Raw genomic sequence first — 25111 nt, forward strand, 5'->3', positions numbered from 1 at the left:
GGTCAGTTCGCGTTCAACTCACTGGATGACGCTTGATGGGCCTGTGCCCCATCGATGCAACCAATAATGATGTTCAGACCGCACTTCCGTTCGCAGCCCTGTTCGGCCGCCTCGACATCCAGGCCGAACGGGTACAACGCGGCGCCGACCCGCTGCACAGGGACGTCAGGGGCAATACGGCGATGATGATCAGCCAATCCCAGGGTAACGATGCGACGGTTGCAGCTTTGAGGGCAATCGCAGGTCATTGGAGGCTAAAGATTTCTTACCAGGCGGCGATATAGCCGGCGATATACCACCATAAAGGATGATGCCGTGAAGGTTCGCAACGCCGCTGCCGGAGCATGCGCTCTACTGGCGCTGGCTGGATGCTCGGAAAGCCAGCTCGACTACCGAAACGCCGAGGTCAACAACGGCCTGATCTACGCAGGCTCGGAAAACAAGCCCTTCACCGGGCTGGTCACCAACGTTCCGGAAAACTTCATGCGGGCCAACAATGGCTACATGGACACGCTGTTCAACCTCAACCAGACCCTCAAGAGCCTGAGGTCCGACCGCAACATGTACATGGGCCGTAACTTCGTGTGCGATGCCCAGGTCGAAAAAGGCTTCATCTCCGGTGATGTCTCCTGCTACCAGGCCAAGTCGCGGACACTGCGCTACACCGCGCAGTACAAGGACGGCAACATGGACGGCGCCCTGCAGATCTACGCCATCGATGGCCAGACCCGCCTGGCGAAGGCGGCGTTCAGCCAGGACCTGATCGATGGCAAGGTCGAGTTCTGGAGCCCGAATACCGGCAAGCTGGTCTACCTGCGCACGGCCCGCAACGGCAAGTCCGACGGGGTGCAGGAGAACTACGACGAGAACAGCGGCCAGACGACCTACAAGGCCAAGGCCAGCAACGGCCAGCTGATCGGGACTGTCGAGCGATTTTCCGCGCAGGGCAAGCGCGTTTCAGAGGTTCCCTACGACAACGGCACACCCCATGGCGTTGCCCATGAATGGGACGCCAACACTGGCAACATGACCAAGCTGATCACCTTCGATCACGGGGTCTGGACCGGTGAATACCAGGAGTGGGCGGCGGACGGATCGCTGACTGCCCATCGGGTCTACGCCCGCAACGTAATGATGGAAGACAAGCTGGCGCCCGCCCAGGACGCAATCGCCGATACCGACGTCGACAAATGCGTTGCCGGACTGGTCGAAGCGTTTCGTGCTGAAAACGGCGAGGAAGCATTGATCCGGCATGACCAGATCGCCGAATGGGAGTCGGACTGCGGCAAGGCGCCCTGGATGGAGTGATCGTCACTGCAGGCGCCCTCTCGCAGGTTCCGGGATGGCGCCCCGCCCTCCTCGCACGGGCAGGCTATTTGTCCGGCGTGCTGCAAAGTGGCTGTGGATCAATCAACCAGGTGATACAATCCGCGCCCTCGAATCAGCGCATGAAGCGCTGAGCCTCCGTGAACGTCGCAGTACGCCCCGCGCAAGCCTGATACCGGGATCGCTCCCACTGGCCCCGGCACCTGGATGTCGCCCGCTACACCACGCGAATGGACTGCCGCTCCTCCTTGGCCTTGGGTGAGCGGGAAAAGCTGCCGCCTCGCGTCAAGCCACTCCGCAAGGGTTCAGGCGTGACGAAAGGCCATTCATACACCTCTGGAACTCCCGCAGGACAAGTACTTGATTTCTACAGCCAATATCACGATGCAGTTCGGCTCCAAGCCGCTCTTCGAGAACGTCTCGGTCAAATTCAACAACGGCAACCGCTATGGCCTGATCGGGGCCAACGGCTGCGGCAAGTCGACCTTCATGAAAATCCTCGGCGGCGACCTGGAGCCGTCCGCCGGCCAGGTGATGCTCGAGCCCAACACCCGCCTGGGCAAGCTGCGTCAGGACCAGTTCGCCTACGAGCAGTTCAGCGTCATCGACACGGTGATCATGGGCCACGGCCAACTGTGGAAGGTCAAGGCCGAGCGCGACCGCATCTACTCGCTGCCGGAAATGACCGAGGAAGACGGCATGGCCGTCGCCGAGCTTGAAACCGAATTCGCCGAGATGGACGGCTACACCGCCGAATCGCGCGCCGGCGAGTTGCTGCTGGGCCTGGGCATTCCGCTGGAGCAGCACTTCGGGCCGATGAGCGAAGTAGCGCCGGGTTGGAAGCTGCGTGTGCTGCTGGCGCAGGCACTGTTCTCCGATCCGGACGTGCTGCTGCTGGACGAACCAACCAACCACCTGGACATCAACACCATTCGCTGGCTGGAGAACATTCTCACGGCGCGTAACAGCACCATGGTGATCATTTCCCACGACCGTCACTTCCTCAACAGCGTCTGCACCCACATGGCCGACCTGGACTATGGTGAGCTGCGCCTGTTCCCGGGCAACTATGACGAGTACATGACCGCCGCCACCCAGGCGCGCGAGCAGCTGCTGTCGGACAACGCCAAGAAGAAAGCCCAGATCGCCGAACTGCAGACCTTCGTCAGCCGCTTCTCGGCCAACGCCTCCAAGGCCAAGCAAGCCACCTCGCGTGCCAAGCAGATCGACAAGATCCAGCTGGCCGAGGTCAAGCCCTCGAGTCGGGTCAGCCCGTTCATCCGCTTCGAACAGACCAAGAAGCTGCACCGCCAGGCCGTGGTCGTGGAAAAGATGGCCAAGGCCTTCGACGACAAGGTGCTGTTCAAGAACTTCGACATCACCATCGAAGCTGGCGAGCGCGTAGCGATCATCGGCCCCAACGGCATCGGCAAGACCACCTTGCTGCGCACGCTGGTAGGCGAAATGCAGCCCGATGCTGGCTCGGTCAAGTGGACCGACAGCGCCGAGGTGGGCTACTACGCCCAGGACCACGCCCATGATTTCGAAGACGATGTCACGCTGTTCGACTGGATGGGCCAGTGGACCAGCGGCGAACAGGTGATTCGTGGCACCCTGGGGCGCATGCTGTTCTCCAACGACGAGATCCTCAAGTCGGTGAAGGTCATCTCCGGCGGTGAACAGGGCCGCATGCTGTTCGGCAAGCTGACCCTGCAAAAGCCCAACGTGCTGGTGATGGACGAACCGACCAACCACCTGGACATGGAGTCGATCGAAGCACTGAACCTGGCGCTGGAGAACTACCCGGGCACGCTGCTGTTCGTCAGCCACGACCGTGAGTTCGTCTCGTCGCTGGCCACGCGGATCATCGAGCTGTCGGCCGATGGCGTGGTCGACTTCAGCGGCACCTATGACGACTACCTGCGTAGCCAGGGTGTCGTGGTCTAAGCCAGACCGCCTTCATCGACACTGCGCCGCCTTTTTCGCGGGCAAGCCTGCTATCACCCCGGTGGTAGCAGGCTTGCCCGCGATGCGTTGGGCGTGCCGCAAAGCGCTTGAACCCCTGCAATACATGGCCTTCGCGATAGCCACCGGCCACTACCCGGCGAATTGGACAACCTCGCCATCCCCTGCTTGTATCTACCCTCTACGTTCTACACGCAGACGTGAATCGTACAACTTCGTACAGGGAATAGGACGAGGACGCGACGATGGCTCACACCGTCATGATGGTATTCGGCACCCGCCCCGGAGCAATCAAGATGGCACCCCTGGCACGGGTGCTGCGCGAATGGCCGGAGATCGACCTGCACATCTGCTCCACCGGTCAACACCGGGAAATGCTCGAGCAAGTGCTGACCGCCTTCGGTCTGTCGGTCGATCAGGACCTGAAGGTAATGACCCAGAACCAGACCCTCAATGGTCTGTCACGTGACCTGCTGGGCAGCCTCGACAACGCCTACGAACAGGTCCAGCCTGAGATCGTGCTGGTGCATGGCGATACCACCACCAGTTTCATCGCCGGCCTGGCCGCGTTCCATCGCCATATCCCCATAGGTCATGTCGAAGCCGGCCTGCGCACCGGCAACCTTCAGCAACCCTGGCCAGAAGAAGCCAACCGGCGCCTGACCGGCGTGCTCGCCGACCTGCATAGCGCATGATCCTCATCACCGGCCATCGCCGGGAAAACTTCGGCGCCGGCTTCGAGCGTATCTGCCTGGCACTCGCCGAACTGGCCCTGCGCTATCCGGACGTACAGTTCGTCTACCCGGTACACCTCAACCCGCAGGTGCAGAAATCGGTATACGGCGTGTTGTCCGGGCGGGACAACATTCATTTGGTCGCACCGCAGGACTACCAGCACTTCGTCTGGTTGATGGCCCGCGCACACCTGATCCTCACCGACTCAGGAGGGGTGCAGGAAGAAGCCCCGACGCTCGGCAAGCCCATGCTGGTACTGCGCAAGGTGACCGAGCGACCGTCGGTGCTCGAAGGCGGTACGGTCAAGCTGGTCGGCACCCAGACCGAACGTATCCTAGCCTGCCGGCAGGCGGATCCTGAACTGCGCGCCCCCCAGCGAAGACTGCGCAACCGTCAAGGTTCCACCCTGCCCCTCGATGGCCCTGCGGCTGATCGCCAACCCCAGTCCAAAGCCCCCGGTGCTGCGGTCCCGACTGCGATCCAGGCGATAGAATGGCTGGAAGATTCGCTCACGCTCCTCAGGCGGTATGCCAATCCCGTCATCCTCGACCGTCAGCAGGCAAGCCCCGTCCGCTTCCAGCTTCAATCGCAGCAGCAAGCTCTCGTCGCAGTAGCGCATGGCATTGCGCACCAGGTTCTGTACCGCCCGCGCGGTCAGTCGAGGATCGAGCACGAAACGTGGCAGCTTGTCGTCGGCACGCACCTCCCATCTGATCCCGCGACCATCGAGTTCTTCGGCAAAGCTGCCCAGCACACTGTCGACCAGCTCCAGCAACGACACCTCGACCCGCTCGCGGACCTGGTCGGCGTTCTCCAGACGGCTGTACGACAGCAGCTCAAGCACCAGCTCGTCCAGCTCACGCACATGCCCCACCAGCTCCAGCAAGCGCTTGCGGCTGGCCGGCGGTACTTCGTCGAACAGCAGCACCAAGCCGAAATCCAGGCGGGTCAACGGTGTGCGCAGCTCATGCGAGACCGCGTTGAGCAGCTCGCGCTGCTGGTTGACCTGGCGCTCCAGGTCGCCGGCCATGGTGTCGAACACCCCGGCCAGCTCGCCGATGTTCGAGCGCGGCGAGATATGCGTACGCTCCGCCATCTCCCCGCGTCCCAGGCGCCGCGCGGTTTCCTTGAGCCGTTCCAGGTCGCGCCAGTGCGGCCAGACCCACAGCAGCAAGCAACCCAGCATGGCAGCGCCGATCAGCACGGTGACGCCCCACGACAACACATTGATGTCCAGCGGATCCGGTGGTGAATGCAGGCGCACCAGCCAGTCCTTGTCCAGCGGCGCCAGCACGGTTTCGTAATAACCCCAGTCGGCGATGCGCACCGCATACAGCCCGTGCTCCAGCCGCGCACGCTCCTGCGGCGCAAGGTCGGCGGCGTCCATGCGCAGCAGTTGCACCTGCAAGGGCGCGAAGGCCGCGGCCAGGTCCTGCTCCACCGATGGCCATTGCTCACGCGGCGCCTGGTGAAACTGACGGACGATCAAAGATTGCACGCCCTTGGCCTGGTCAAGGTTGTAGGCCATGAAGCGTTCGTGAAACGCACCGACGATAGCGTCGGGAATCAGCAGCAAGGCACCGGCATAGGCGACGATGATCACCAGGTACAGGCGCACCAGGATCTTGAGCATGGCGCGTCAGTACTCCCACTCGACCCGGCTGAACAGATACCCCTTGCCCCACACGGTCTTGATCTTGCGGGCTTCGCCGGCGTTGTCGTCAAACTTGCGCCGCAGCTTGGAGATGGCTACGTCTACTGAACGGTCGGTACCGTTGAACTCGATGCCGCGCAATTGCTGGAGGATGCGGTCGCGGCTGAGCACCTCGCCGGCATTGCGGGCCAGCACGACCAGCAGGTTGTATTCGCCACTGGACAGCTCGACCTCGCTGCCGCGCCAATTCACGCTGCGTTCGGCCAGGTTGATGCACAGGCCGCCGACCTGGATCAGCTCGCTGTCCAGGCGCGGTTCATTGACACTGCTGCGGCGCAGCAAGGTGCGTACCCGGGCCAGCAGTACGCGGGGCTCGCAGGGCTTGGTCACGTAGTCATCGGCCCCCATTTCCAGGCCCAACACTTGATCGTGACTGTCGTCACGGGCCGTCAGCATCAGGATCGGCAGGCTTTGCGACTCCTGGCGCAGCAAGCGACACACCTGCAGGCCATCCAGGCCGGGCAGCATCAGGTCGAGCACCACCAGGTCGGGGCGCTGGCGACGAAACTCGTCGAGCACATGATCGCCACGGGCGATGACCCGGACATGGAAATCGTTGCGTTGCAGGTAGCTGGCAATCAGTTCGGACAGCGCGCTGTCGTCTTCGACCAGAAGGATGTTTGGCATGTGGGTCGTCATGAACAGATAGGCTTGAGACCTTACCGCCGTCATTGCCGGACAAGCCCGCGCCTACAGAGGCTGCGACTACCTGTGGAAGCGGGCTTGTCCGGCGATGGGGCCAGTGCAGTCAGTTGCTCGCAGGATATAGAATCCTACGCTCCACACGGCACGAGCCTTACACTTTTTCACACACGGCGTACACAGCTTAACAGCCCATGCGCGAGCGCCTGCCTTAGCATAGCGGCGATCCTATCCGGAAGATCCGTATGTCCATTCCCTTCTCCAAGTGCCCTTGGGCGATTCTCGCCTTGCTCACACTGGCCCTGACCGGCTGCAACGACGCCCCCGAACAGGACGCGCAAGCACCCTCCCCCCAGGTGCGGGTCGAAACCGTGCAGTTGCAGGCCCTGGCCATCAGTACCGAACTCAGCGGGCGTATTCTCGCGCCACGCACCGCCGAAGTCCGCGCCCGGGTTGCCGGCGTGGTGCTCAAGCGGGTGTACCGCGAAGGCAGCGACGTCAAACAGGGCGATGTGCTGTTTCTCATCGACCCGGCGCCGTTCAAGGCCGACCATGACAGCGCCCGCGCCGCGCTGGCCAAGGCCGAAGCTACCTTGTACCAGGCGCGCCTGCAGGAGCAGCGCTATCGCGAACTGGTCGACGACAAGGCCGTGAGCCGTCAGGAATATGACAATGCCCGCGCCGCCTTCCTCCAGGCGGACGCTCAGGTGGCCGAGGCCAGGGCCGCGCTCGAACGCGCGCGGCTCAACCTGGGCTATGCCACGGTCACTGCACCGATCTCCGGACGGATTGGCCGTGCGCTGGTCACCGAAGGGGCGCTGGTCGGACAGAACGAAACCACCGCGTTGGCCGTCATCCAGCAACTGGACCCGATCCACGCCGACGTGACCCAGTCGACCCGCGACCTCAACGCCCTGCGCCGCGCCATGCGCGCAGGCGAGCTGCAGCAGGTCGGCCAGGACCAGGCCCGCGCCACCCTGATCCAGGACGACGGCAGTGCCTATCCGCTGCCGGGCAAGTTGCTGTTCTCCGATATCAGCGTCGATCCAAGCACCAACCAGATCACCCTGCGCAGCGAATTCCCCAACCCCGATCTCGATCTGTTGCCCGGCAGCTACGTGCGTGTGCGCCTCGAGCAGGCCCTGCAGCCCAAGGGCATCAGCGTGCCGCAGCGGGCGATCCTGCGTGACAGCGCCGGCGTGCCCAAGGTGCTGGTGGTCGATGCCCAACAGCGCATCGAAGAACGCCAGGTGGTGCTGGGTAATGCCCAGGGCGACCGCTGGATCGTCGGCGAAGGCCTGGCCCCCGGCGAACAGGTGGTGGTCGAAGGGCTGCAGCACGTCAAGGCCGGCGACCAGGTCCGGGTCGATACCGGCAAGGCGGCCACCCCCATCGTCCAGCGCAACGGCCAGTGAGGGCCTGATCCATGCCGCAATTCTTCATCGATCGCCCGATCTTCGCCTGGGTGGTCGCGTTGTTCATCCTGCTCGCCGGCGCCCTGGCCATCCCGCAATTGCCCGTGGCCCAGTACCCCAATGTCGCGCCACCGCAGGTCGAGGTGTACGCCGTCTACCCAGGTGCCTCGGCGCAGACCATGGACGAAAGCGTGGTCAGCGTGATCGAGCAGGAGCTCAATGGCGCAGACAACCTGCTGTACTTCGAATCCCAGAGCAGCCTGGGCAGCGCGACCATCACCGCCACCTTCGAGCCGGGCACCGTCCCTGACCTGGCCCAGGTCGATGTGCAGAACCGCCTCAAGGTAGTCGAGTCGCGCCTGCCGCGGCCCGTCACCCAGCAGGGCCTGCAAGTGGAGAAGGTCTCCACCGGCTTTCTGCTGCTGGGCACCCTCACCTCCGAGGACGGCAGCTATGACGAGATCGCCCTGAGCGACCTGCTGGCGCGCAACGTGATGAACGAGATCCGCCGCCTCAAAGGCGTCGGCAAGGCACAGCTGTATGGTTCGGAGCGGGCCATGCGCATCTGGATCGACCCGGCGAAACTGGTCGGCTTCAAGCTCACGCCCCAGGACGTCGCCGACGCCATCGCCGCGCAGAACGCCCAGGTTGCGCCAGGCAGCATCGGTGACCTGCCCGCCCGTGCGACCCAGGAAATCACCGCCAACGTGGTGGTCAAGGGCCAACTGAGCACCCCAGAGGAGTTCGCGGCCATCGTGCTGCGGGCCAACCCGGATGGCTCGGTGGTCACCGTGGGCGATGTGGCGCGGGTCGAGATCGGTGCCCAGGAATACCAGTACGGCACGCGCCTGAACGGCAAGCCCACCAGTGCCTTCAGCGTCAAGCTGTCGCCGGGGGCCAACGCCATGGAGACCGCGACCCTGGTTCGCCAGAAGATGGATGAGCTGGCGCGCTACTTCCCGGCCGGGGTGAAGTACGACATCCCCTACGACACCTCACCATTCGTCAAGGTCTCGATCCAACAGGTCATCAGCACGCTGTTCGAAGCCATGCTGCTGGTGTTTGCAGTGATGTTCGTGTTCCTGCAGAACATCCGCTACACACTGATCCCCACGCTGGTGGTTCCAGTGGCGCTGATGGGCACCTTCGCGGTGATGCTGGCGTTGGGTTTCTCGGTCAACGTGCTGACCCTGTTCGGTATGGTGCTGGCCATCGGCATCCTGGTGGACGACGCCATCGTGGTGGTGGAGAACGTCGAGCGGATCATGGCCGAGGAAGGCCTCTCGCCGAAGGCGGCTACGCGCAAGGCCATGGGCCAGATCAGCGGTGCGATTGTCGGCATCACGCTGGTGCTGGTGGCGGTATTCCTGCCAATGGCCTTCATGAAAGGCTCGGTGGGCGTGATCTATCAGCAGTTCTCCTTGTCGATGGCGGTGTCGATCCTGTTCTCGGCGTTCCTCGCCCTGAGCCTCACCCCGGCACTGTGCGCCACCCTGCTCAAGCCAGTGGCCAAGGGCGAGCATCACGCACGCAAGGGCTTCTTCGGCTGGTTCAACCGCCGCTTCGAGGGCATGAGCAATGGCTACCAGCGCTGGGTCGCCCACGCCCTGGCACGCAGTGGGCGCTACCTGGTGCTCTACGGGCTGCTGGTGGCGGTGCTGGCCTATGGCTTCAGCCAGTTGCCGAGTGCCTTCCTGCCAACAGAGGACCAGGGCTACACCATCACCGACATCCAGCTCCCGCCGGGCGCCAGCCGCATGCGCACCGAGCAGGTGGCGGCGCAGATCGAGGCGCACAACGCCGCAGAGCCCGGCGTGGGCAACACCACGCTGATTCTCGGCTTCAGCTTCTCAGGCAGTGGGCAGAACGCCGCGCTGGCGTTCACCACGCTGAAGGACTGGTCCGAGCGCGGCGCCGACGACAGTGCGCAATCGATCGCCGACCGCGCCACGATGGCCTTCTCCGAGCTCAAGGATGCCGTGGCCTATGCCGTGCTGCCGCCACCAGTCGACGGATTGGGCGAGTCCACAGGTTTCGAGTTCCGTCTGCAGGATCGCGGCGGCCTGGGTCATGCCGGATTGATGGCAGCCCGTGACGAACTGCTGGCCAACGCACGCACGAGCAAGGTGCTGGCCAACGTGCGCGAGGCATCGTTGGCCGAAAGCCCGCAGGTACAACTGGAAATCGACCGACGCCAGGCCAACGCCCTGGGGGTCTCCTTTGCCGACATCGGCGCCGTGCTCAACACCGCGGTAGGCTCGAACTACGTCAACGACTTCCCCAACCTGGGGCGCATGCAGCGCGTCGTGGTGCAGGCCGAGGGCGATCAGCGCAGCCAGGTCGAGGACCTGTTGAAGATCCACGTGCGCAACAGCAGCGGCAAGATGGTGCCACTGGGGGCGTTCGTCCAGGCCCGCTGGCTCAGCGGCCCGGTGCAACTGACCCGCTACAACGGTTATCCGGCAGTGTCGATTTCCGGGGAACCGGCAAGCGGCTACAGCTCCGGCGAGGCGATGGCGGAAATCCAGCGCCTGGTCGACCGACTGCCAGCCGGCAGCGCACTGGAGTGGACCGGCCTGTCGTTGCAGGAACGTCTCTCGGGTAGCCAGGCGCCCTTGCTGCTGGCCCTGTCGCTGCTGGTGGTGTTCCTGTGCCTGGCAGCGCTCTACGAGAGTTGGTCGATCCCTACTGCGGTGCTGCTGGTGGTGCCGCTGGGTGTGCTTGGTGCCGTGCTCGCGGTAACCCTGCGCGGCATGCCCAACGACGTGTTCTTCAAGGTCGGCCTGATCACCTTGATTGGCTTGTCGGCAAAGAACGCGATCCTGATCATCGAATTCGCCAAGAGCCTGGTGGATCAGGGCGTCGATGCGGCGGATGCGGCGATGCAGGCCGCACGCCTGCGCCTGCGCCCGATCGTCATGACATCGTTGGCGTTCATCCTCGGCGTCGTCCCGCTGGCCATTGCCCGCGGCGCAAGCTCAGCCAGCCAGCAGGCCATCGGCACCGGGGTGATCGGCGGGATGCTCAGCGCGACGCTGGCGGTGGTGTTCGTACCGGTGTTCTTCGTGGTGGTGATGCGGTTGGCCGGCAAGCGCCGCGCCGAAACCGACCTTGCCGCAACCCACGACACCTGACTGGACAAGCCAGGCGTTGAATGAGAGGGTTCCGGGCATCGACTGCCCGGGACCCTTTTTCATGCCTGCCGCCCTGCCCCCCTGCTCAATCCTCATCCTCGCCGGTGGCCGTGGCCAGCGCATGGGCGGTCGCGACAAGGGCCTGGTGCCATGGCGCGGCGAACCGCTGATCGCGCACATCCATCGGGTGGTGCGGGGGCTGAGCGACGACCTGGTGATTTCCTGCAACCGCAATCAAGCGGCGTATGCGGCATACGCCGACCAGTGTGTGGGCGATGCCGAGGTGGATTATCCCGGGCCACTGGCCGGCGTCATTGCCGGGCTGAAGGTGGCCAGCCATGAGTGGGTGGTGGTGTTGGCCTGCGACGCACCGTTGATCGACCGGGCCTTGATCGATGCATTGCGCGGGTTGGCTGCCCGCCATGACAGCGCTGCAATGGTGCGCCAGGGGGGGTATTGGCAACCGATGTTCTGTGTACTGCCCCGGCAAGTGTTGCCCGTGCTGGAGCGGGCGTGGCAGCAAGGTGAGCGGAGTTTGCAGAAAGCGCTGTTGCTGAAGCCGATTCAGGGGTTGGAGTGTGCCATCGACGATGGGCGATTGAGCAATTTCAACAGCCCGGAATGGTTGCAGTGACGGCACAGGCCACATCGCGGGGCAAGCCCGCTGCCACAGGCACAGCGTGAGCACTTGTCCCGCGATAGGACCATCGGCCGCCCCCAGTCAACCGGCTGATACCCCACCCAGTTCCTCGACACTGATCTCGCGCATCCGAAACTTCTGCACCTTGCCCGTCACCGTCATCGGAAACTCATCGACGAAGCGAAAATGCCGAGGCACCTTGAAGTGCGCGATGCGCGACTTCGCCCATTCGCGCAACTCCTCGGCACTGGCGCTGTGCCCTGGATGCAGTCGCACCCAGGCGACGAGCTCCTCGCCGTACTTGCTGCACGGAATGCCGATCACCTGCACATCGGCCACCGCCGGGTGGGTGAAGAAGAACTCCTCCAGCTCACGCGGATAGATGTTCTCGCCACCGCGAATGATCATGTCCTTGCTGCGCCCGACGATACGCACGTAACCCTGCTCATCCATGACCGCCAGGTCGCCGGTACGCATCCAGCCTTCGGCGTCGATGCTCTCGGCCGTGGCCGTCGGGTTGTTCCAATAGCCGAGCATGACGCTGTAGCCCCGGGTGCACAGCTCACCGATCTCGCCGCGCGGCAGGGTATTGTCATCGGCGTCGATGACCTTGCTCTCCAGGCGGGGTTGGGTGCGGCCCACGCTGGTCACACGGACCTCCAGATCATCCTGCGGGCCGGTCTGCAATGACACCGGGCTGGTTTCGGTCATGCCATAGGCGATCTGTATCTCGGCCATGTGCATTTCGTCGATCACCCTTCGCATCACCTCGATCGGGCAGGTGGCACCGGCCATGATCCCGGTGCGCAGGCTGGAAAGGTCGAATTCGTTGCGGCGCGGGTGGTCCAGCTCGGCAATGAACATGGTCGGCACGCCATACAGCGCGGTGGCGCGCTCCTCGGCCACGGCTTGCAGGGTGAGCAAGGGATCGAAGGCATCGTTGGGGTAGATCAGCGTGCTGCCGTGGGTCATGCAGCCGAGGTTGGCCATGACCATGCCGAAGCAATGGTAGAGCGGCACCGGCACCACCAGGCGGTCATGCTCGGTCAGGCGCAGGCTCTCGCCGACCATGTAACCGTTGTTGAGGATATTGTGGTGGCTGAGCGTCGCGCCCTTGGGGAAGCCGGTGGTGCCGGAGGTGTACTGGATATTGATCGCCTCGCTCGGGCGCAGGCTCGCCTGGCGGCGGCCAAGGGCCTCGGCACTGACTTCAGCGGCGCGAGCCTGCAGGTCACACCAGGCAAGAAAGCCTGGTGCAGGCTTTACCGCCAGGCTGATCACACCGCGCAGCTCAGGCAGGCGCTCGCAGTGCACTGCCCCGGGCTTGCTGGCAGGCAAGCCGGGCACCAGGTCACGGAGCATGGCGTGATAGTCGCTGGTCTTGAACGCATCGGCGCAGATCACCCAGCGGCAGCCGGACTGGCTCAGGGCATAGTCGAGCTCACTGCTGCGATAGGCCGGGTTGATATTGACCAGGATCGCACCGACCTTGGCACTGGCGAACTGGGTGATGCACCACTCGGCGCAGTTGGGGGCCCAGATGCCCAGGCGATCGCCCGCTTGCACGCCGAGCGCCATCAGCGCGCGGGCGTGCTGGTCGACGGCATCGGCCAACTGGCGCCAGGTGTAGCGCCGTTGCTGGTGACGCACCACAAGAGCCTCGCGGTCGGGGAAGCGGGCGACGGTGGCATCGAAGGCGTCGCCGATGCAGTGGTCGAGCAAGGGCTTGCTGCAGTCGCCCTGGGAGTAGCTTGGCTGGGGCATGGCGTTCTCTTGTTGTTCTTGTGTTGTCTGGACTGGCCTCTTCGCGGGCAAGCCCGCTCCTACTGAGGTCGCATGGGGCCTTGTGGGAGCGGGCCTGCCCGCGAAAAAGCCACCACCGAACTATCGGACAAACACCTGCGGCGTGGTGGTGGACATGTCACCCCCTGGCAGCTTGATGTTCTTCACCTTCTCCAGCGTATTCGGATCGAACACCGCCAGGTCGTTGAAGGTCCCGCCCAGGTAGAGCTTGTCGCCAGCCTTGTCGAAGGTCACGCAGTAGTAGGTATGGTCCAGGTTCGCCGCCTTGACCAGCTTGCGCTGCTTGATGTCGTAGCGGGCCAGGCGGTTGAGCACACCGTAGATCTGGTTCGGATCCTTGGGCGAGCGCAGCCCGGTGAAGTACAGCTCGGTCAGGTCGGCAAACTCCTGGGTGTGGGTCTTGCCGGTCTTGAGGTCCACGCTCAGGTAGCCGTACAGCAGCTCGGCGGTTGCCGGGTCCTGTTTCTCATCCTTGAACTTGGCGATGGTGTACAGCATCGAGAACTCGTGGCGCGGGCTCTGGTGCGGCCAGAAGTACAGCACGTCCGGCGCGCTGTAGCCCTTGCGATTCCAGTTGCGCAGGGGCAGCGCCACTTCGTACTTGCCGGTCTTGACGTCCATCTTGTAGATATCCGGCCCGGCGACGAACAGGCCGCCATCGTCGGCGGCACGCATCAGGTAGACCTGGCGCGGCATGGGGAAGGTGCGCACCGGCTTGGCCCCTACCCCGTCAGCCGTGCTGAACACCTCAAGGCGTGGTGTTTTGACCACGTAGTGGTCGTTCAATCGCTGGGTTGGATTGACCGTGGCATAGACCTCCTTGCCGTCGGGGCTGATGGCGAAGGAATACATCGACTTGCCCACCTCGCCCGGCACGCTCGACAGGTTGGCGTGGAAGGTGGTCGTGCAGGTGTCCAGATCGATGCCATAGATATCGGCATAGTGATTGTTGAGGATGTAGGCCGTGCGGTTGTCCGGCGCCATCATCGCCGTGCCCGGGCCGAAGGCGTCCGGCAGGCGACAGCTCTTGAACAACGTGTCGCTGGCCACATCCACCACGTGCAGGTTGTTCGGGTAGTTGGTGGCGATCAGGTACTCATGGCCAGGCTTGAGTGCCGGCCCGGCGGCGCCGTCGGTGGCGTGCACGGCCAGTGTCGCGGCGCAGGTGGCGACGCTCAGCGCCAGTTGCGCGCAGAATCCAGGTTTCATGCGGTTTCCCCTTGTCGTTCTTGTCGGGCCGGTCACTTGTCTTTCGGGAATACGGTGCCGAGGTTGCGCCAATCGTCCTGCGAGTTGCTCGCCTGGGCGTTCCAGTCCTGGTAGGTGCTCATCATGTCGGGCACCTGGGCCGGCCACCAGCAAGGGTCGGAGCAGCCGTACAGGTCAGCCTCCATGGGTTGGCACAGCGAGCTGACGCCACCAAAGGCGTCCACTTCCCAGCCTGGGTCGGTGGTGGCGGTACAACCGGCCACCGCGCTCATGGCCATGACTTCTTCGACGCGGTCTTCGGCGGCAGCCTGTTCAAGAATGCGCGCCTTGTTGTTCAGGGGCTTCAAGTGCTTCATGTCAGTGCGCCTTGCGAGGAGTGATGTAGCGATCGATGAAGGCCGGGTTGGCGGCCATGATGCGGCTGTAGACCTCGATGCCGAAGTCGACCCAGTCGCGCATCAGTTCGCAGTAGTGGTAGGTCGGGTGCTGCGGGTCGCCGTAGCGCGCGTAGCTCTCGTGATAGCAGCCACCGGAGCACAGGTTGCGGATGCGACAGCTGTCGCAACCTGTGCCGCTGCGGTCCAGGCGCTGGGACAGGAAATCGTTGAGTTCGACCTGCTTGACCGCCGTGTGCACGTTGCCGAAGGTCGGCAGGCTGGAGCCGGTGAAACGGTGGCACAGGTTCAGCTCGCCCTCGTGATCGACCGCCAGCATCTTCAGGCCCGCACCGCATGGCAGCGCCTTCTTGTGCCCCTCGTGGATGTCGGTGATCAGTTGGTGCAGGTTGGAGAAACCGATGTTGCGGTGCTGCAACGCCGCCTCCAGGTACTGGCGACCCAGCGCCTTCATGTTGGCGAACACCTGCACCAGTTCTTCGCCGGTCAGGTTGAAGTCGGCCATGTCGCCCGATGTCACCGGGGCGAAGCCCACTTCGGCAAAGCCCAGCTCGTTGAACAAGTGGTTCCAGATGGTCTGGACATCGGTGATGCCACGGGTAAGCGTCACCCTGGCGCCGACCGGGCGGCTGTCATAGCGCGACAGCAGCATGTCGGCCTTGCGCCGCACCACATCGTAGGTGCCCTGCCCGCCCACGGTGATGCGGTTGCGGTCGTGCACGGTCTTGGGCCCGTCGATGCTCACCGACAGCCCGAAGCGATGGGCATTGAGCCAGTCGACGATCTCTTCGGTGAGCAGCGTGGCATTGGTGGTCATGATGAACTCCACCTGCTTGCCGGCTTCGGCGAAACGCCGCTCGCAGTAGGCGACCATGTGCTCGATCAAGGGCCGGTTGGACAGCGGCTCGCCGCCGAAGAACACCACGCTGTAGCGAGTTTCGTCGGGGGACTCCTTGAGCAGCATCTCCACCGAAGCCTCAGCGGTGGCGGCGCTCATCTTGCGCCCTGCCGAAGGCTTGTCGAGGTCTTCCTTGTAGCAATAGGTGCAACTCAGGTTGCAGCCGGTATTGACGTTGAGCACCACCGTATTGAGCGCGGTGCGCTCGACCTGCTTGAGGGCGATTTCAGGGGTCAGCGGCGAACCGTCGCTGACCAGCTCCAGTGCGATCAACTCGCGCAGGGTGTCCTGGATATCGTCGCCGGCAAACTGCTGGCCAAGGCGCTGTATCAGCTCTTCGGCCGAGCAGCCTTGCTGGCGCAGGGTGTCGATGATGCCGCCGGTCACCGCGTCAGCGGTGAACAGCGAACTGCTGGGGATATGGAACAGCATGCGGTCGGCATCGACCTGCACTTCATGCAGGTTGCGTTCGACCAGATTCAGTAGTGCGCCCATGGTGATCTCCCGATAATCGATCCGTTGGAAAAGCCGCGCCTGCTGCCCTTATGGCAGCGGCGGGTTGTTCCAGCGCTGGACGGTGACGATCATGTGGCCTTCACCCGTCTGCCCGCCGTCAGCCAGCGTGGCAATGACTTTCAGGTTGCCGGCGTTGTTGGTCATCATCTTGCGCGCCGGGTTCGGGCCGGCACCGCCGGGGACGAATATGCCATCGGCCTGCATCTGCCCGGCGAACTTGACGTCTTCGTCCTCGACGGCGCGCTCGTTGAACGGCTCGACCTTCCAGGTGGCCGGCAGATAACCGATGCGCAACGGTTGGCCATCGGCGTCCTTGCCCCACGCCTCGGCCTCGAAGCGCCCCTGGACCTTGGGTACCGAAGCGCCGTTCTCGCCGATACGGGCAATGGAGAACGCCGGCACCACCTTGACCTCATCGACCTTGTCGTAGACCGCAAGACTCAAGCCCTTGAGCGTGCCCACCGTCACCTGGCGCTCGCCAGGTGCTGCATCGGCTGCGGCGTGGGCCTTGACCCGAACCAGGGTGGGGGTCTGCTCCAGAATCTCGGTCACTTGCACACCGGCACCCAGCTCAGGCTTGCCGGACAGGCCGCTGCCCACCAAGGTGATCTCGCGCTCGTCCCCGGCCTTGATGAAGGCCGGTTGTACCGCCAGCAGGCGCGCCTTGCCCTCCTTCGCTGCGGTGAAATCGAGGCCGCGCTCGTCGTGCTCGGCTTCGAACATGCGCCCTTTCATCTCGCCATCGAGGGCCGAGAAGACCTGGCGCATCGTGCTGTCGCCGACCTTCACGTTACCGCGCCACTCATAGCCGTTGTAGAGGATCGCCGAGCCGCTGCCGTTGAACGGCGTGCCGTCAGCGTACTGCCCCTTGACCTCGACCTTGAAGCTGTCGCCCTGGTCGGCACTGACCGTCATCACGCCCCGGACATCGCCTTTGGCGAGCATATGACCACTGAACGCCCACTGCCCCGGCAATGCGTCGGCCTTGGGCTTGGCCTTTTGCCACGCGCTCCAGGCGGGGCTTTCCAGCGGGAAGCGCTTGGCCAGGTCCGGCACCACTTGCTTGAGGGCGATTTCCAGCCAGTCGCGGTCGCGTGCCTGGGCCTGGTATTCGAGAGACGGCCACTGGCCGAGGTGGAAGTTGACCAGGTGTTCCCATTCCTGCGCTGGGCGCCGCTGCAATGCGACGCGAGCACCGGAGTGACAGCGGCCGCAGGTTTCGGCCAATTGCGTATCGAAGTGTTCGACGGTATTGAGCCGGCGTTCCATGGCGTAGCGCACGCCATCAGTCTCGCTCGGCGCCAGGCCCTGCTTGTCGGCCAGGTACTTGACCAGGGTGCGGCGCTCGTCGTCGCTGATCTGCAGGCCATGCATCACCTGCATGCGGGCGATGCTCATCAGCCAGCCTTCGGGGGTCTTACGCTGGTGGCTGATGCGGCTGTAGGCATCGTTGCCCTCTGGGATGTGGCACCCCATGCACTTGTTCTGCAAAATCGCCGGGCCCGGTTCGGCCGCCATGGCCTGGGCGCTCAGCAGGGCGGCGGCGACCAGCGCCAATGTGCCCGCCTGCTGCCGGAGTCGAGTCGTCTTCAAGATCAGACCTCCACGGTGTTGTTCTTATCGTTATCGCACGCTTGGATACCGCCGGTGCATGTGACAGTGGCAATACAGGAAGTGTGCCAGATGTTTGAAAGAGGCGGTTTTTCAGTGACTTGAGCTGTTTTTATTGACCTGGCCTGGTGAGTTGCGGCGGGTCGGAACGTCCCAATTCGCGACAGGTTGTTTCAGGTTGAGACAGGGGTATCGGTGGTGGCCTTTTCGCGGGCAAGCCCGCTCCTACGGGTTGGTGCAGGATTCAATATCTGTAGGAGCGGGCTTGCCCGCGAAAAGGCCAGCGCGGTCTACCTGTTTCACCACCGTCTCACACCGTCTCAATGTGCAACAGCACAGCCCCGCAATCCACCCTGTACACCAACACAAAAATCAAACTGATCAATGACTTAAATCCGCCAGGCCACCTTGGCACGGCCATTGCGCCGCCCTTGCCACACTCCAATGACAAGAGGCACCGCCCCATGCTTTCCGACCTGCCCATCCTGCCCGCCACCCAGGCGTTCCTCGCGCGCAAGCTGAAGATGCGCATCGGCGCCGACTGGCAGGACGCCGCCAGTGGCCGCACCTTGAGTTTCCGCAATCCGGCCACCGGCGAGATTCTCGGCGAGGTCCCTTCGGCCGACACCGAGGACGTCGACCGTGCCGTGCGCGCAGCCCGCCAGGCCTTCGACGACTCGCCCTGGAGCCGGATGCGCCCTCGCGAGCGGCAGAACCTGCTGTGGCGCCTGGCCGACCTGATGGCCCGCGATGCCCGCGAACTGGCCGAGCTCGAATGCCTGAACAATGGCAAGAGCGCCAACGTCGCCCAGGTCATGGACGTGCAACTGGCCATCGACTTCCTGCGCTACATGGCTGGCTGGGCCACCAAGATCGAGGGCAGCACCGTCGAGGCTTCGATGCCGCTGATGCCCGACGAACAGTTCCACGGTTTCATTCGCCGCGAAGCGGTCGGCGTGGTCGGAGCCATCGTCGCCTGGAACTTCCCCCTGCTGCTGGCCTGCTGGAAACTCGGCCCGGCGCTGGCCACCGGCTGCACCATGGTACTCAAGCCTGCCGACGAAACCCCACTGACGGCGCTCAAGCTCGCCGAGCTGGTCGATGAAGCCGGTTACCCGGCTGGCGTGTTCAACGTGGTCACAGGCACCGGGCTCAACGCTGGCGCCGCCCTCAGCCGCCATCCAGGCGTGGACAAGCTCACCTTCACCGGCTCGACCGAAGTCGGCAAGCTGATCGGCAAGGCCGCGATGGACAACATGACCCGCGTCACCCTCGAGCTGGGCGGCAAGTCGCCGACCATCGTCATGCCCGACGCCAACCTGCAGGAAGCCGCCGCCGGTGCGGCCACGGCGATCTTCTTCAACCAGGGCCAGGTGTGCTGTGCAGGGTCGCGCCTGTATGTGCACCGCAAGCATTTCGACAATGTGGTGGCCGACATCGCCGGCATCGCCAACGGCATGAAACTCGGCAGCGGCCTGGACCCCGCGGTGCAGATGGGGCCGCTGATCTCCGCCAAGCAGCAGGACCGGGTCAGCAGCTACATCGCCTTGGGCCGCGAGCTCGGCGCGACCATCGCCTGCGGCGGTGAAAGCTACGGGCCGGGCTACTTCGTCAAGCCGACGGTGCTCGTCGATGTCGACCAGCGCCATCGCCTGGCCCAGGAAGAGATCTTCGGCCCGGTGTTGGTGGCGATGCCCTTCGACGATATCGACGAGGTCGTGCGCATGGCCAACGACAACCCCTACGGGCTGGGCGCGAGCATCTGGTCGAACGACCTGAGCGCCGTGCATCGAATGATTCCGCGCATCAAGTCCGGTTCGGTCTGGGTCAACTGCCACAGTGCGCTGGATCCTGCGCTGCCTTTCGGTGGCTACAAGCAATCGGGCGTCGGCCGGGAGATGGGCGCTGCGGCGATCGACTATTACACCGAGCTCAAGTCGGTACTGATCAAGCTCTGAACCTGAGCTGCGCCGGCCTCTTCGCAGCGTTGCCGGCAAAGAGGCCGACTTCCTGAAAACAACAAGAAAACATGGAGCACACCATGAGGCATCCGCTCGTCTGCACACTGGCCCTTCTGCTGGCCGCCCCCCTCTCCCAGGCCCACGAGCTCTACAACCAGGATGGCACCGTCCTCAACGCCAACCTCGAGGCCTTGTTCGGCATCTTTCACAGTGACGAAAGCTTCAACCAGGCCGGCAACCGCAAGCCTGGCAGCAGCAACTGGCGCGAGGGCTACGTCAAATATGGCCTGAGCGCGAGCCAGACGTTGGCCGACAGCGGCTCACTGTACGGTGCCTTCAGCCTGCTCAGCTCCGCCACCTGGGGTGACGGCGATGCCGCGGGCCTGACCCTGGGGGACGAACGCCGCACGGCCATTGATGATGCTTATCTTGGCTGGCGCTCGGGGACGCTGTTCCCGCTGCTGGGTGAAGATGGCATCGATATTTCCGGCGGCCGCCAGGTGGTCACCTTGGGGGATGGTTTCCTGATCCAGGGCGACCCCGTCAACCTCGGCAAGGTCGACCTGGGTGCCAATTTCAACCGCGGCGGCGCCTACTACCTGGCGGCGCGCAAGGCCTTCGACCGCACCGCCGTGCTGCGCCTGGGCGGCAGCCAGGGCTGGCGTGGCGACCTGATGTGGCTCAAGTCCGACAACCACTATCAGGCCGACAGTTCCATGGCTGTCGCCAACCTGGAGCACGTCGGCGACGCAGGTACCGTCGGCCTGAGCTGGATTCACGGTCTGGATGTGGACCGCCGCTATGCCCAGATCATGGGCCTGGAGCACCGCGATGGCATGGACACCGTCAGTCTGCGCGGACGCGGCAACCTCGGGGTCCAGGACCTGGAGGTGGCCGGCGAGTACGTCACCCAGGACCAACGAGGCACACGTGAGAACGCCTGGTACCTGGAAGGCAGCTGGACCTTTTCGCAACTGCCATGGACACCCACCGCCACCTACCGCTACAGCCGCTTCTCCAAGGATTTCGACCCTTTGTTCTACGGGCTCAGCCGAGGTTACGGCACCTGGTTCCAGGGTGAAGTCGCCGCCAACTATGCCGGCCCCTTCAACACCAACACCCAGGTCCACCATGTGGGCTTGAAGGCCAAGCCTCGCGACAACCTGACCCTTGGCGCGCTGTACTTCGACTTCGACACGCTGGACACCGACCAGGGAAATGTCGGCGGACGAGAGCTGGACCTGTATGTGGAGTGGATGGTCAACGATCACCTGCTGATCAGCCCGGTGCTGGGCTTCTACAAACCCGAGCGCAGTGCCGACAGTGGCGGCATGCAGCTGGGTAGCCGGGATACCGGGACCTACCTGCAACTGGTGATCGGGACTTTCTTCTGAGCCTTCGCCAAGCGTCGTGCAGGCGCTTGGTTACTCGCAAACGCAATACGCCGCCCTCAGCGATAACCCTGCTCCAGTAACCAGCGTCGCACCATCGCTTGAGCTTGCTCAGGCTGGTCCGCCAGCACCTCGACCAGGCCAGAACCCGCCTGCAGGGCCCGTACCACCGGTGCCAGTTCAATGCCCTGCAGGTGCCATACACCCAGCGGCTGGTCAGCCGTTACCACTACCTCGGCCTCGTCCACCCAGCCTTCGCGCAACACCGGCCTGCGTTCGACTCGAACCGTCTGCCAATGCGCGGCCTGGTGCATGGCCTGTTCATCAGGCCACCGCTGACGTGGCCCCCAGAACCCCGCGCCGGCATGCTGCTGTTCCAGCCGGTAGAAATCCCGTCCCGTACGGGCAAAACGCAGGAACAACTGTTCCACCCGTTGCTGGTGGAAGCGCTGCGCCAAGGCCGTCCGCTCCGGCCGCCTCAGCAAGGTGTTGATCACCACCGGCGCCTGCAAGGCCGACGACAGTGACTGGAAGATCCCGTTGCCCGACAACGGATCGACGGCCATCGCCGCATCCCCCACCCGCAGCCAGTCCGCGCCGGCACACTCGCCGGCAAGAATCGCAGTGCTGCTGCGGGCATGCACCTGAGCGGGCTCTAGCGCGCGTGCATCGAACAACTGCGCGACCCCTGGCGACTGCCGCCGCCGGGTCGCGCAATACTCACCCAGTGCCGCCTTGCCCGGCAGCGAGGCCACGCTGGCATCAAGGGTGATTTGCCAGTAGCAGCGCCCGTCTGCCAGACGCGCCATCCATGCCCAGCCATCATCGAGGCTTTCCACTGCAGAGGCCGGCGTGCCGCCTGCCGTCGATTGCCAGAGGTTGAGCAGGCTGACGGTTTCCGGGCCGCGCAGGCGGCTGGCAGGCAGCGGGGCCTGGCGACCACGGGCTTCGACCAGGAAATCGCCTTGCAGCACCTGGCCGTCGTCGAGCCGCGCCCGGTATCGTCCCTCCTGCGTCAGCTCGCGGACACGCCCCTGAACGAGATTCACCCCGGCGCGCAGCAGATCCTCGCGCAGCGCCCGATCGAAACATGCCCGATCAAGCAGGAACTCCTGATTCATCTGCAGCCGCTCGCCGTTCCATTGCACCTGACGCGCGGCAGCGATCGTCGCCACCCCCAGTGCCAAACCAAGCCCTGCATGGTGCAGGCCGTCCAACACCCGCTGCGACACCCCTTCGACGGCATCGAAACGACGCCAGTCCGACACCAGCGTGACCGCATAGCCCATGCGCCGCAGGCCTATGGCGGTTGCCGCCCCGGCAGGGCCTGCACCGAGCACGAGGATGTGCGGATCACGGCTCATCGACACCTCGACGCTCAGGCCCGACGAAGGCCGCATGCGCCTGCAGCCAGGCACGTAGCTGTGCAGGTTGCAGCTCGGGATGCTCGCGCAGCACTGCGCACATTCGCCCGGTCAAGGCGGCACATGCCAGGCTGGCCCCCGCCTGGGCATTGCCCCCCAGCGGCGCGCCGAAGTCGGCCTGCGCCGTGCCCAGCCATGACCACTGGCCTGCGCTGCACCGGGCGTCGCCGGTGATGCGCAGCACGTTCGGGTAGCTGGCCGGATACACCGGCGCACCCCGGGCTGGGCTGGAAGCACACAACACGACGCCAGCAGCCTGGGCGGCGGCGCAGGCCTGGCGCAGCACTGGGCGGTCCTGCTGCAGCCCCAGGCTCATATTGACCAGGGTCGCCCCCTGCTCCACCAGCCACAGCAAGGCGGCAGCCACCTGCAGGGCGCTGGTGCGCGGTTGGTCGCTGAACACCTGGGCCAGCAGCATCGGTGTATCACCGGCCCCCTCGCGCAGGCGCTCCAGGACCGCACGGCCATGGCCAAGGGTGTCAGGTAGCGCTTCGCCCTCCTGGAGCAGTCCGTCTTGCAGCCAGAAACGCCGCGCGGCCAGCACCGTCGGCATTTGCGCCGACGTGCAGCCGCTGTCGATCACCCCCAAGCGCAGCTCAGCGACCATGGTCGGCGTGCACCCGTTCCAGAACCCGCAACTGGCCGCCTTGCAGTTGCAGATGCAGGTCTGCATCGGCCAGGGTCGACGGCCTGTGGCTGATGAGAATGCGCGTGCGCCCGGCAAACAACTGATCGATGGCGGCAATCACTTCGCGCTCGGTCGCCTCGTCCACTGCCGAAGTGGCTTCGTCCAGTACCAGGATCGCTGGATCCTGCAGCAAGGCACGGGCGATGGCGATACGTTGTTTCTGGCCGCCGGACAACTGCTGGCCGCGCTCGCCGAGCGCGCCATCGAGCCCCATCGGCAGGCTTTGCACCAAGCCCTCCAGACGGGTAAGGCGCACCACCTGCTCCAGCGCGGTGCGGCTGGCATCAGGTGTGCTGTAGGCGAGATTCTGGGCCAGGGTGCCGCGAAACAGCGCGATGTCCTGGCTGACCACGGCGATGCGGCGGCGCAGGGCGGCCAGGTCGAGCTCGCGCAGGTCGACACCGTCGAGCAGGATGCGCCCATGATCCGGGTCGTAAAAACGCTGCAGCAGGTCGATCAGGGTCGACTTGCCCACTCCGGAGGCGCCGCTGATGGCCACCTTCAGCCCACCGCCGACGGTGATATCGACCTGATCGAGCACCGCCCCTTGGCGGCCCTCGTGGGCAAAGCCTACGCCTTCCAGGCGCAGCTCACCTGGCCCCTCGGGCATCGGCCTGGGCGCCTGCGGTTCGCTGACCGCCACCGGTTCGCGCTTGAGCTCCATGACCCGGCCCAGGCTCACCGCCATCCGCTGCACCGCGACATACAGGCCAAGCAAGCTCTGCACCGGCCCAACGGCCATGCCCAGGTAGGTGGAGAAGGCGATCAGCGCACCCAACTGCCACGTGCCCTGGATCACCCACCAGCCACCCACCAGAAAGGCACAGGCGCGGCACCACGAAGTCAGGGTGCCGGGCACGGCCTGGGTGAAGAATTCGGTGATCTGCACCTTGAGCAGTTGCTTCATGTAGCCCTGCCCCAACTGATCCAGGCGCCCCGCTTCACGGCCCTGCTGGCCGGCGGCCTGGATGAACTTCATCGCAGGCAGCGTCTCGACCAGGAACGACGACACGTCCGCCGAGCGCTCACGCAGGCTGCGCACTTCGCGCTCGACCTTGCGCCGCATCCAACGCAGCCACACCACTTCGATCGGTACGAGCAAGGCCAGCAACAATGACAGTTGCCACGACAACATCAGCATCAGGGCCACCGCGCCCAGCAGGCCGATCACACTGGAGACGGCCGCGAACAGCGAATCCACGGCAAAGCGCTGGATTTCGGCGACATCGCCGTCCAGACGCGAAAGGATATCACCCGTGCGGCGGCGCCCGTAGAACGTCGGCGACAATCGCTGCAAGTGTCGGTAGAGGTCATCGCGCAAGGCGAACAGGATGCGCCCTGACAAACGCGTATGCAGGTAGCGATTGACCCCCGACAGCACGGTCCCCAGCACCCCGGCACCAATCATGAACGCTGCCATGTGCCAGAGCGTCTGGTAATCGCGGGCCAGCAAGCCATCGTCGATCAAGGTCTTGATCAGCCAGGGCTGGGCCAGGGCCAGCAGCGAAGCGAGCAACGACAACCCCAGCAGCACGGCGATGGCCCGGCGCTGGGGCCGCACGAAACCATACAGCCAGGCCAGGGCCTGGCGCATGAGCACGGGGTCGCCAGACTCGATCAGGCGCGAGAACACTCCGCCCATGG

18 protein-coding genes and 1 pseudogene are annotated in these 25111 nt (G+C 64.4%); 9 read left to right on the forward strand and 10 right to left on the reverse strand.

Going from position 1 to position 25111, the window contains the following annotated elements; genetic code table 11:
* Positions 1-32 precede the first annotated feature (32 nt).
* From ACK3BK_RS12785 to ACK3BK_RS12800, 4 genes and pseudogenes are all read left to right on the forward strand, one after another.
* On the forward strand, positions 33-284 hold the full coding sequence (locus ACK3BK_RS12785; RefSeq protein WP_411382530.1) for a hypothetical protein: 252 nt from the start codon (positions 33-35) through the stop codon (positions 282-284).
* 31 nt (positions 285-315) lie between these two features.
* Positions 316-1308: a toxin-antitoxin system YwqK family antitoxin gene (locus tag ACK3BK_RS12790; RefSeq protein ID WP_186711333.1), complete on the forward strand. Its 993-nt coding sequence runs from the start codon at positions 316-318 to the stop codon at positions 1306-1308.
* Positions 1309-1686: 378 nt separating this feature from the next.
* Positions 1687-3273, forward strand: a complete 1587-nt coding sequence (locus tag ACK3BK_RS12795) for an ABC-F family ATPase (RefSeq protein WP_186664569.1) — start codon at positions 1687-1689, stop codon at positions 3271-3273.
* Between the two features lie 263 nt (positions 3274-3536).
* Positions 3537-4363: pseudogene (locus ACK3BK_RS12800) on the forward strand (UDP-N-acetyl glucosamine 2-epimerase); the annotation flags it as partial.
* Here the strand turns inward: ACK3BK_RS12800 and ACK3BK_RS12805 are convergent.
* Together ACK3BK_RS12805 and ACK3BK_RS12810 are read right to left on the reverse strand one after the other, a co-directional pair.
* Positions 4361-5659, reverse strand: coding sequence for an ATP-binding protein (locus ACK3BK_RS12805; protein WP_411382531.1), 1299 nt, complete (start codon positions 5657-5659; stop codon positions 4361-4363). The pseudogene ACK3BK_RS12800 and the gene ACK3BK_RS12805 overlap by 3 nt on opposite strands.
* Positions 5660-5665: 6 nt before the next feature.
* Complete coding sequence (locus ACK3BK_RS12810; RefSeq protein WP_186664565.1) at positions 5666-6367, reverse strand: response regulator transcription factor; 702 nt, start codon at positions 6365-6367, stop codon at positions 5666-5668.
* A 260-nt stretch (positions 6368-6627) separates the two neighbouring features.
* On the opposite strand from ACK3BK_RS12810, the gene ACK3BK_RS12815 reads away from it, so the two are divergent.
* The 3 genes from ACK3BK_RS12815 to mobA all read left to right on the forward strand — a co-directional run bounded on the left by ACK3BK_RS12815 (position 6628) and on the right by mobA (position 11565).
* The gene (locus tag ACK3BK_RS12815; RefSeq protein ID WP_411382532.1) at positions 6628-7797 is read left to right on the forward strand and encodes an efflux RND transporter periplasmic adaptor subunit; all 1170 of its coding nucleotides are present in this window, start codon (positions 6628-6630) and stop codon (positions 7795-7797) included.
* An 11-nt stretch (positions 7798-7808) separates the two neighbouring features.
* Positions 7809-10931, forward strand: coding sequence for a multidrug efflux RND transporter permease subunit (locus ACK3BK_RS12820; protein WP_411382533.1), 3123 nt, complete (start codon positions 7809-7811; stop codon positions 10929-10931).
* 61 nt (positions 10932-10992) lie between these two features.
* Positions 10993-11565: a molybdenum cofactor guanylyltransferase MobA gene (gene mobA / locus ACK3BK_RS12825; protein ID WP_186664560.1), complete on the forward strand. Its 573-nt coding sequence runs from the start codon at positions 10993-10995 to the stop codon at positions 11563-11565.
* A gap of 87 nt (positions 11566-11652) precedes the next feature.
* Here mobA and ACK3BK_RS12830 read toward each other — a convergent pair whose 3' ends face one another.
* From ACK3BK_RS12830 to peaA, 5 genes are all read right to left on the reverse strand, one after another.
* Entirely contained in the window at positions 11653-13335 is a 1683-nt protein-coding gene (locus ACK3BK_RS12830; RefSeq protein WP_411382534.1) for an AMP-binding protein, read from the reverse strand.
* Positions 13336-13455: 120 nt separating this feature from the next.
* Complete coding sequence (gene peaD, locus ACK3BK_RS12835) at positions 13456-14583, reverse strand: quinohemoprotein amine dehydrogenase subunit beta (protein WP_411382535.1); 1128 nt, start codon at positions 14581-14583, stop codon at positions 13456-13458.
* 32 nt (positions 14584-14615) lie between these two features.
* Positions 14616-14939, reverse strand: coding sequence for a quinohemoprotein amine dehydrogenase subunit gamma (qhpC, locus tag ACK3BK_RS12840; protein ID WP_054891339.1), 324 nt, complete (start codon positions 14937-14939; stop codon positions 14616-14618).
* A gap of 1 nt (position 14940) precedes the next feature.
* Positions 14941-16371 carry a quinohemoprotein amine dehydrogenase maturation protein gene (gene peaB, locus ACK3BK_RS12845; protein ID WP_411382536.1) on the reverse strand — a complete coding sequence of 477 codons (1431 nt, stop codon included), beginning with the start codon at positions 16369-16371 and terminating at the stop codon, positions 14941-14943.
* A 48-nt stretch (positions 16372-16419) separates the two neighbouring features.
* Positions 16420-17985: a quinohemoprotein amine dehydrogenase subunit alpha gene (peaA, locus tag ACK3BK_RS12850; protein ID WP_186664552.1), complete on the reverse strand. Its 1566-nt coding sequence runs from the start codon at positions 17983-17985 to the stop codon at positions 16420-16422.
* A gap of 482 nt (positions 17986-18467) precedes the next feature.
* On the opposite strand from peaA, the gene ACK3BK_RS12855 reads away from it, so the two are divergent.
* Together ACK3BK_RS12855 and ACK3BK_RS12860 are read left to right on the forward strand one after the other, a co-directional pair.
* A complete protein-coding gene (locus ACK3BK_RS12855; RefSeq protein ID WP_411382537.1) occupies positions 18468-19961 on the forward strand; it encodes an aldehyde dehydrogenase family protein in 1494 nt (497 codons plus the stop codon).
* A gap of 83 nt (positions 19962-20044) precedes the next feature.
* The gene (locus ACK3BK_RS12860; RefSeq protein ID WP_411382538.1) at positions 20045-21358 is read left to right on the forward strand and encodes a hypothetical protein; all 1314 of its coding nucleotides are present in this window, start codon (positions 20045-20047) and stop codon (positions 21356-21358) included.
* A gap of 56 nt (positions 21359-21414) precedes the next feature.
* Here ACK3BK_RS12860 and ACK3BK_RS12865 read toward each other — a convergent pair whose 3' ends face one another.
* Genes ACK3BK_RS12865 through ACK3BK_RS12875 form a run of 3 tightly spaced genes read right to left on the reverse strand, consistent with a single transcriptional unit; the run spans position 21415 to position 25109 of the window.
* On the reverse strand, positions 21415-22755 hold the full coding sequence (locus tag ACK3BK_RS12865) for an NAD(P)/FAD-dependent oxidoreductase (protein WP_411382539.1): 1341 nt from the start codon (positions 22753-22755) through the stop codon (positions 21415-21417).
* Positions 22709-23386 carry a S8 family serine peptidase gene (locus ACK3BK_RS12870; protein ID WP_411382540.1) on the reverse strand — a complete coding sequence of 226 codons (678 nt, stop codon included), beginning with the start codon at positions 23384-23386 and terminating at the stop codon, positions 22709-22711. Before ACK3BK_RS12870 ends, ACK3BK_RS12865 begins: the two co-directional genes overlap by 47 nt.
* The gene (locus tag ACK3BK_RS12875; protein WP_411382541.1) at positions 23376-25109 is read right to left on the reverse strand and encodes an ABC transporter ATP-binding protein; all 1734 of its coding nucleotides are present in this window, start codon (positions 25107-25109) and stop codon (positions 23376-23378) included. The genes ACK3BK_RS12870 and ACK3BK_RS12875 overlap by 11 nt, the downstream gene beginning before the upstream one ends.
* Positions 25110-25111: the final 2 nt, after the last annotated feature.

The organism is Pseudomonas sp. L7 (assembly GCF_046605565.1).
Classification (GTDB): domain Bacteria; phylum Pseudomonadota; class Gammaproteobacteria; order Pseudomonadales; family Pseudomonadaceae; genus Aquipseudomonas; species Aquipseudomonas wayambapalatensis.

What these genes read in the sequence shown, in the direction of transcription:
- ACK3BK_RS12805 (WP_411382531.1), bottom strand. Translation starts at nt 5,659, where the DNA reads ATGCTCAAGATCCTGGTGCGCCTGTACCTGGTGATCATCGTCGCCTAT.
- ACK3BK_RS12810 (WP_186664565.1), bottom strand. Translation starts at nt 6,367, where the DNA reads ATGCCAAACATCCTTCTGGTCGAAGACGACAGCGCGCTGTCCGAACTG.
- ACK3BK_RS12815 (WP_411382532.1), top strand. Translation starts at nt 6,628, where the DNA reads ATGTCCATTCCCTTCTCCAAGTGCCCTTGGGCGATTCTCGCCTTGCTC.
- ACK3BK_RS12820 (WP_411382533.1), top strand. Translation starts at nt 7,809, where the DNA reads ATGCCGCAATTCTTCATCGATCGCCCGATCTTCGCCTGGGTGGTCGCG.
- mobA (WP_186664560.1), top strand. Translation starts at nt 10,993, where the DNA reads ATGCCTGCCGCCCTGCCCCCCTGCTCAATCCTCATCCTCGCCGGTGGC.
- ACK3BK_RS12830 (WP_411382534.1), bottom strand. Translation starts at nt 13,335, where the DNA reads ATGCCCCAGCCAAGCTACTCCCAGGGCGACTGCAGCAAGCCCTTGCTC.
- peaD (WP_411382535.1), bottom strand. Translation starts at nt 14,583, where the DNA reads ATGAAACCTGGATTCTGCGCGCAACTGGCGCTGAGCGTCGCCACCTGC.
- qhpC (WP_054891339.1), bottom strand. Translation starts at nt 14,939, where the DNA reads ATGAAGCACTTGAAGCCCCTGAACAACAAGGCGCGCATTCTTGAACAG.
- peaB (WP_411382536.1), bottom strand. Translation starts at nt 16,371, where the DNA reads ATGGGCGCACTACTGAATCTGGTCGAACGCAACCTGCATGAAGTGCAG.
- ACK3BK_RS12855 (WP_411382537.1), top strand. Translation starts at nt 18,468, where the DNA reads ATGCTTTCCGACCTGCCCATCCTGCCCGCCACCCAGGCGTTCCTCGCG.
- ACK3BK_RS12860 (WP_411382538.1), top strand. Translation starts at nt 20,045, where the DNA reads ATGAGGCATCCGCTCGTCTGCACACTGGCCCTTCTGCTGGCCGCCCCC.
- ACK3BK_RS12865 (WP_411382539.1), bottom strand. Translation starts at nt 22,755, where the DNA reads ATGCGGCCTTCGTCGGGCCTGAGCGTCGAGGTGTCGATGAGCCGTGAT.
- ACK3BK_RS12870 (WP_411382540.1), bottom strand. Translation starts at nt 23,386, where the DNA reads ATGGTCGCTGAGCTGCGCTTGGGGGTGATCGACAGCGGCTGCACGTCG.
- ACK3BK_RS12875 (WP_411382541.1), bottom strand. Translation starts at nt 25,109, where the DNA reads ATGGGCGGAGTGTTCTCGCGCCTGATCGAGTCTGGCGACCCCGTGCTC.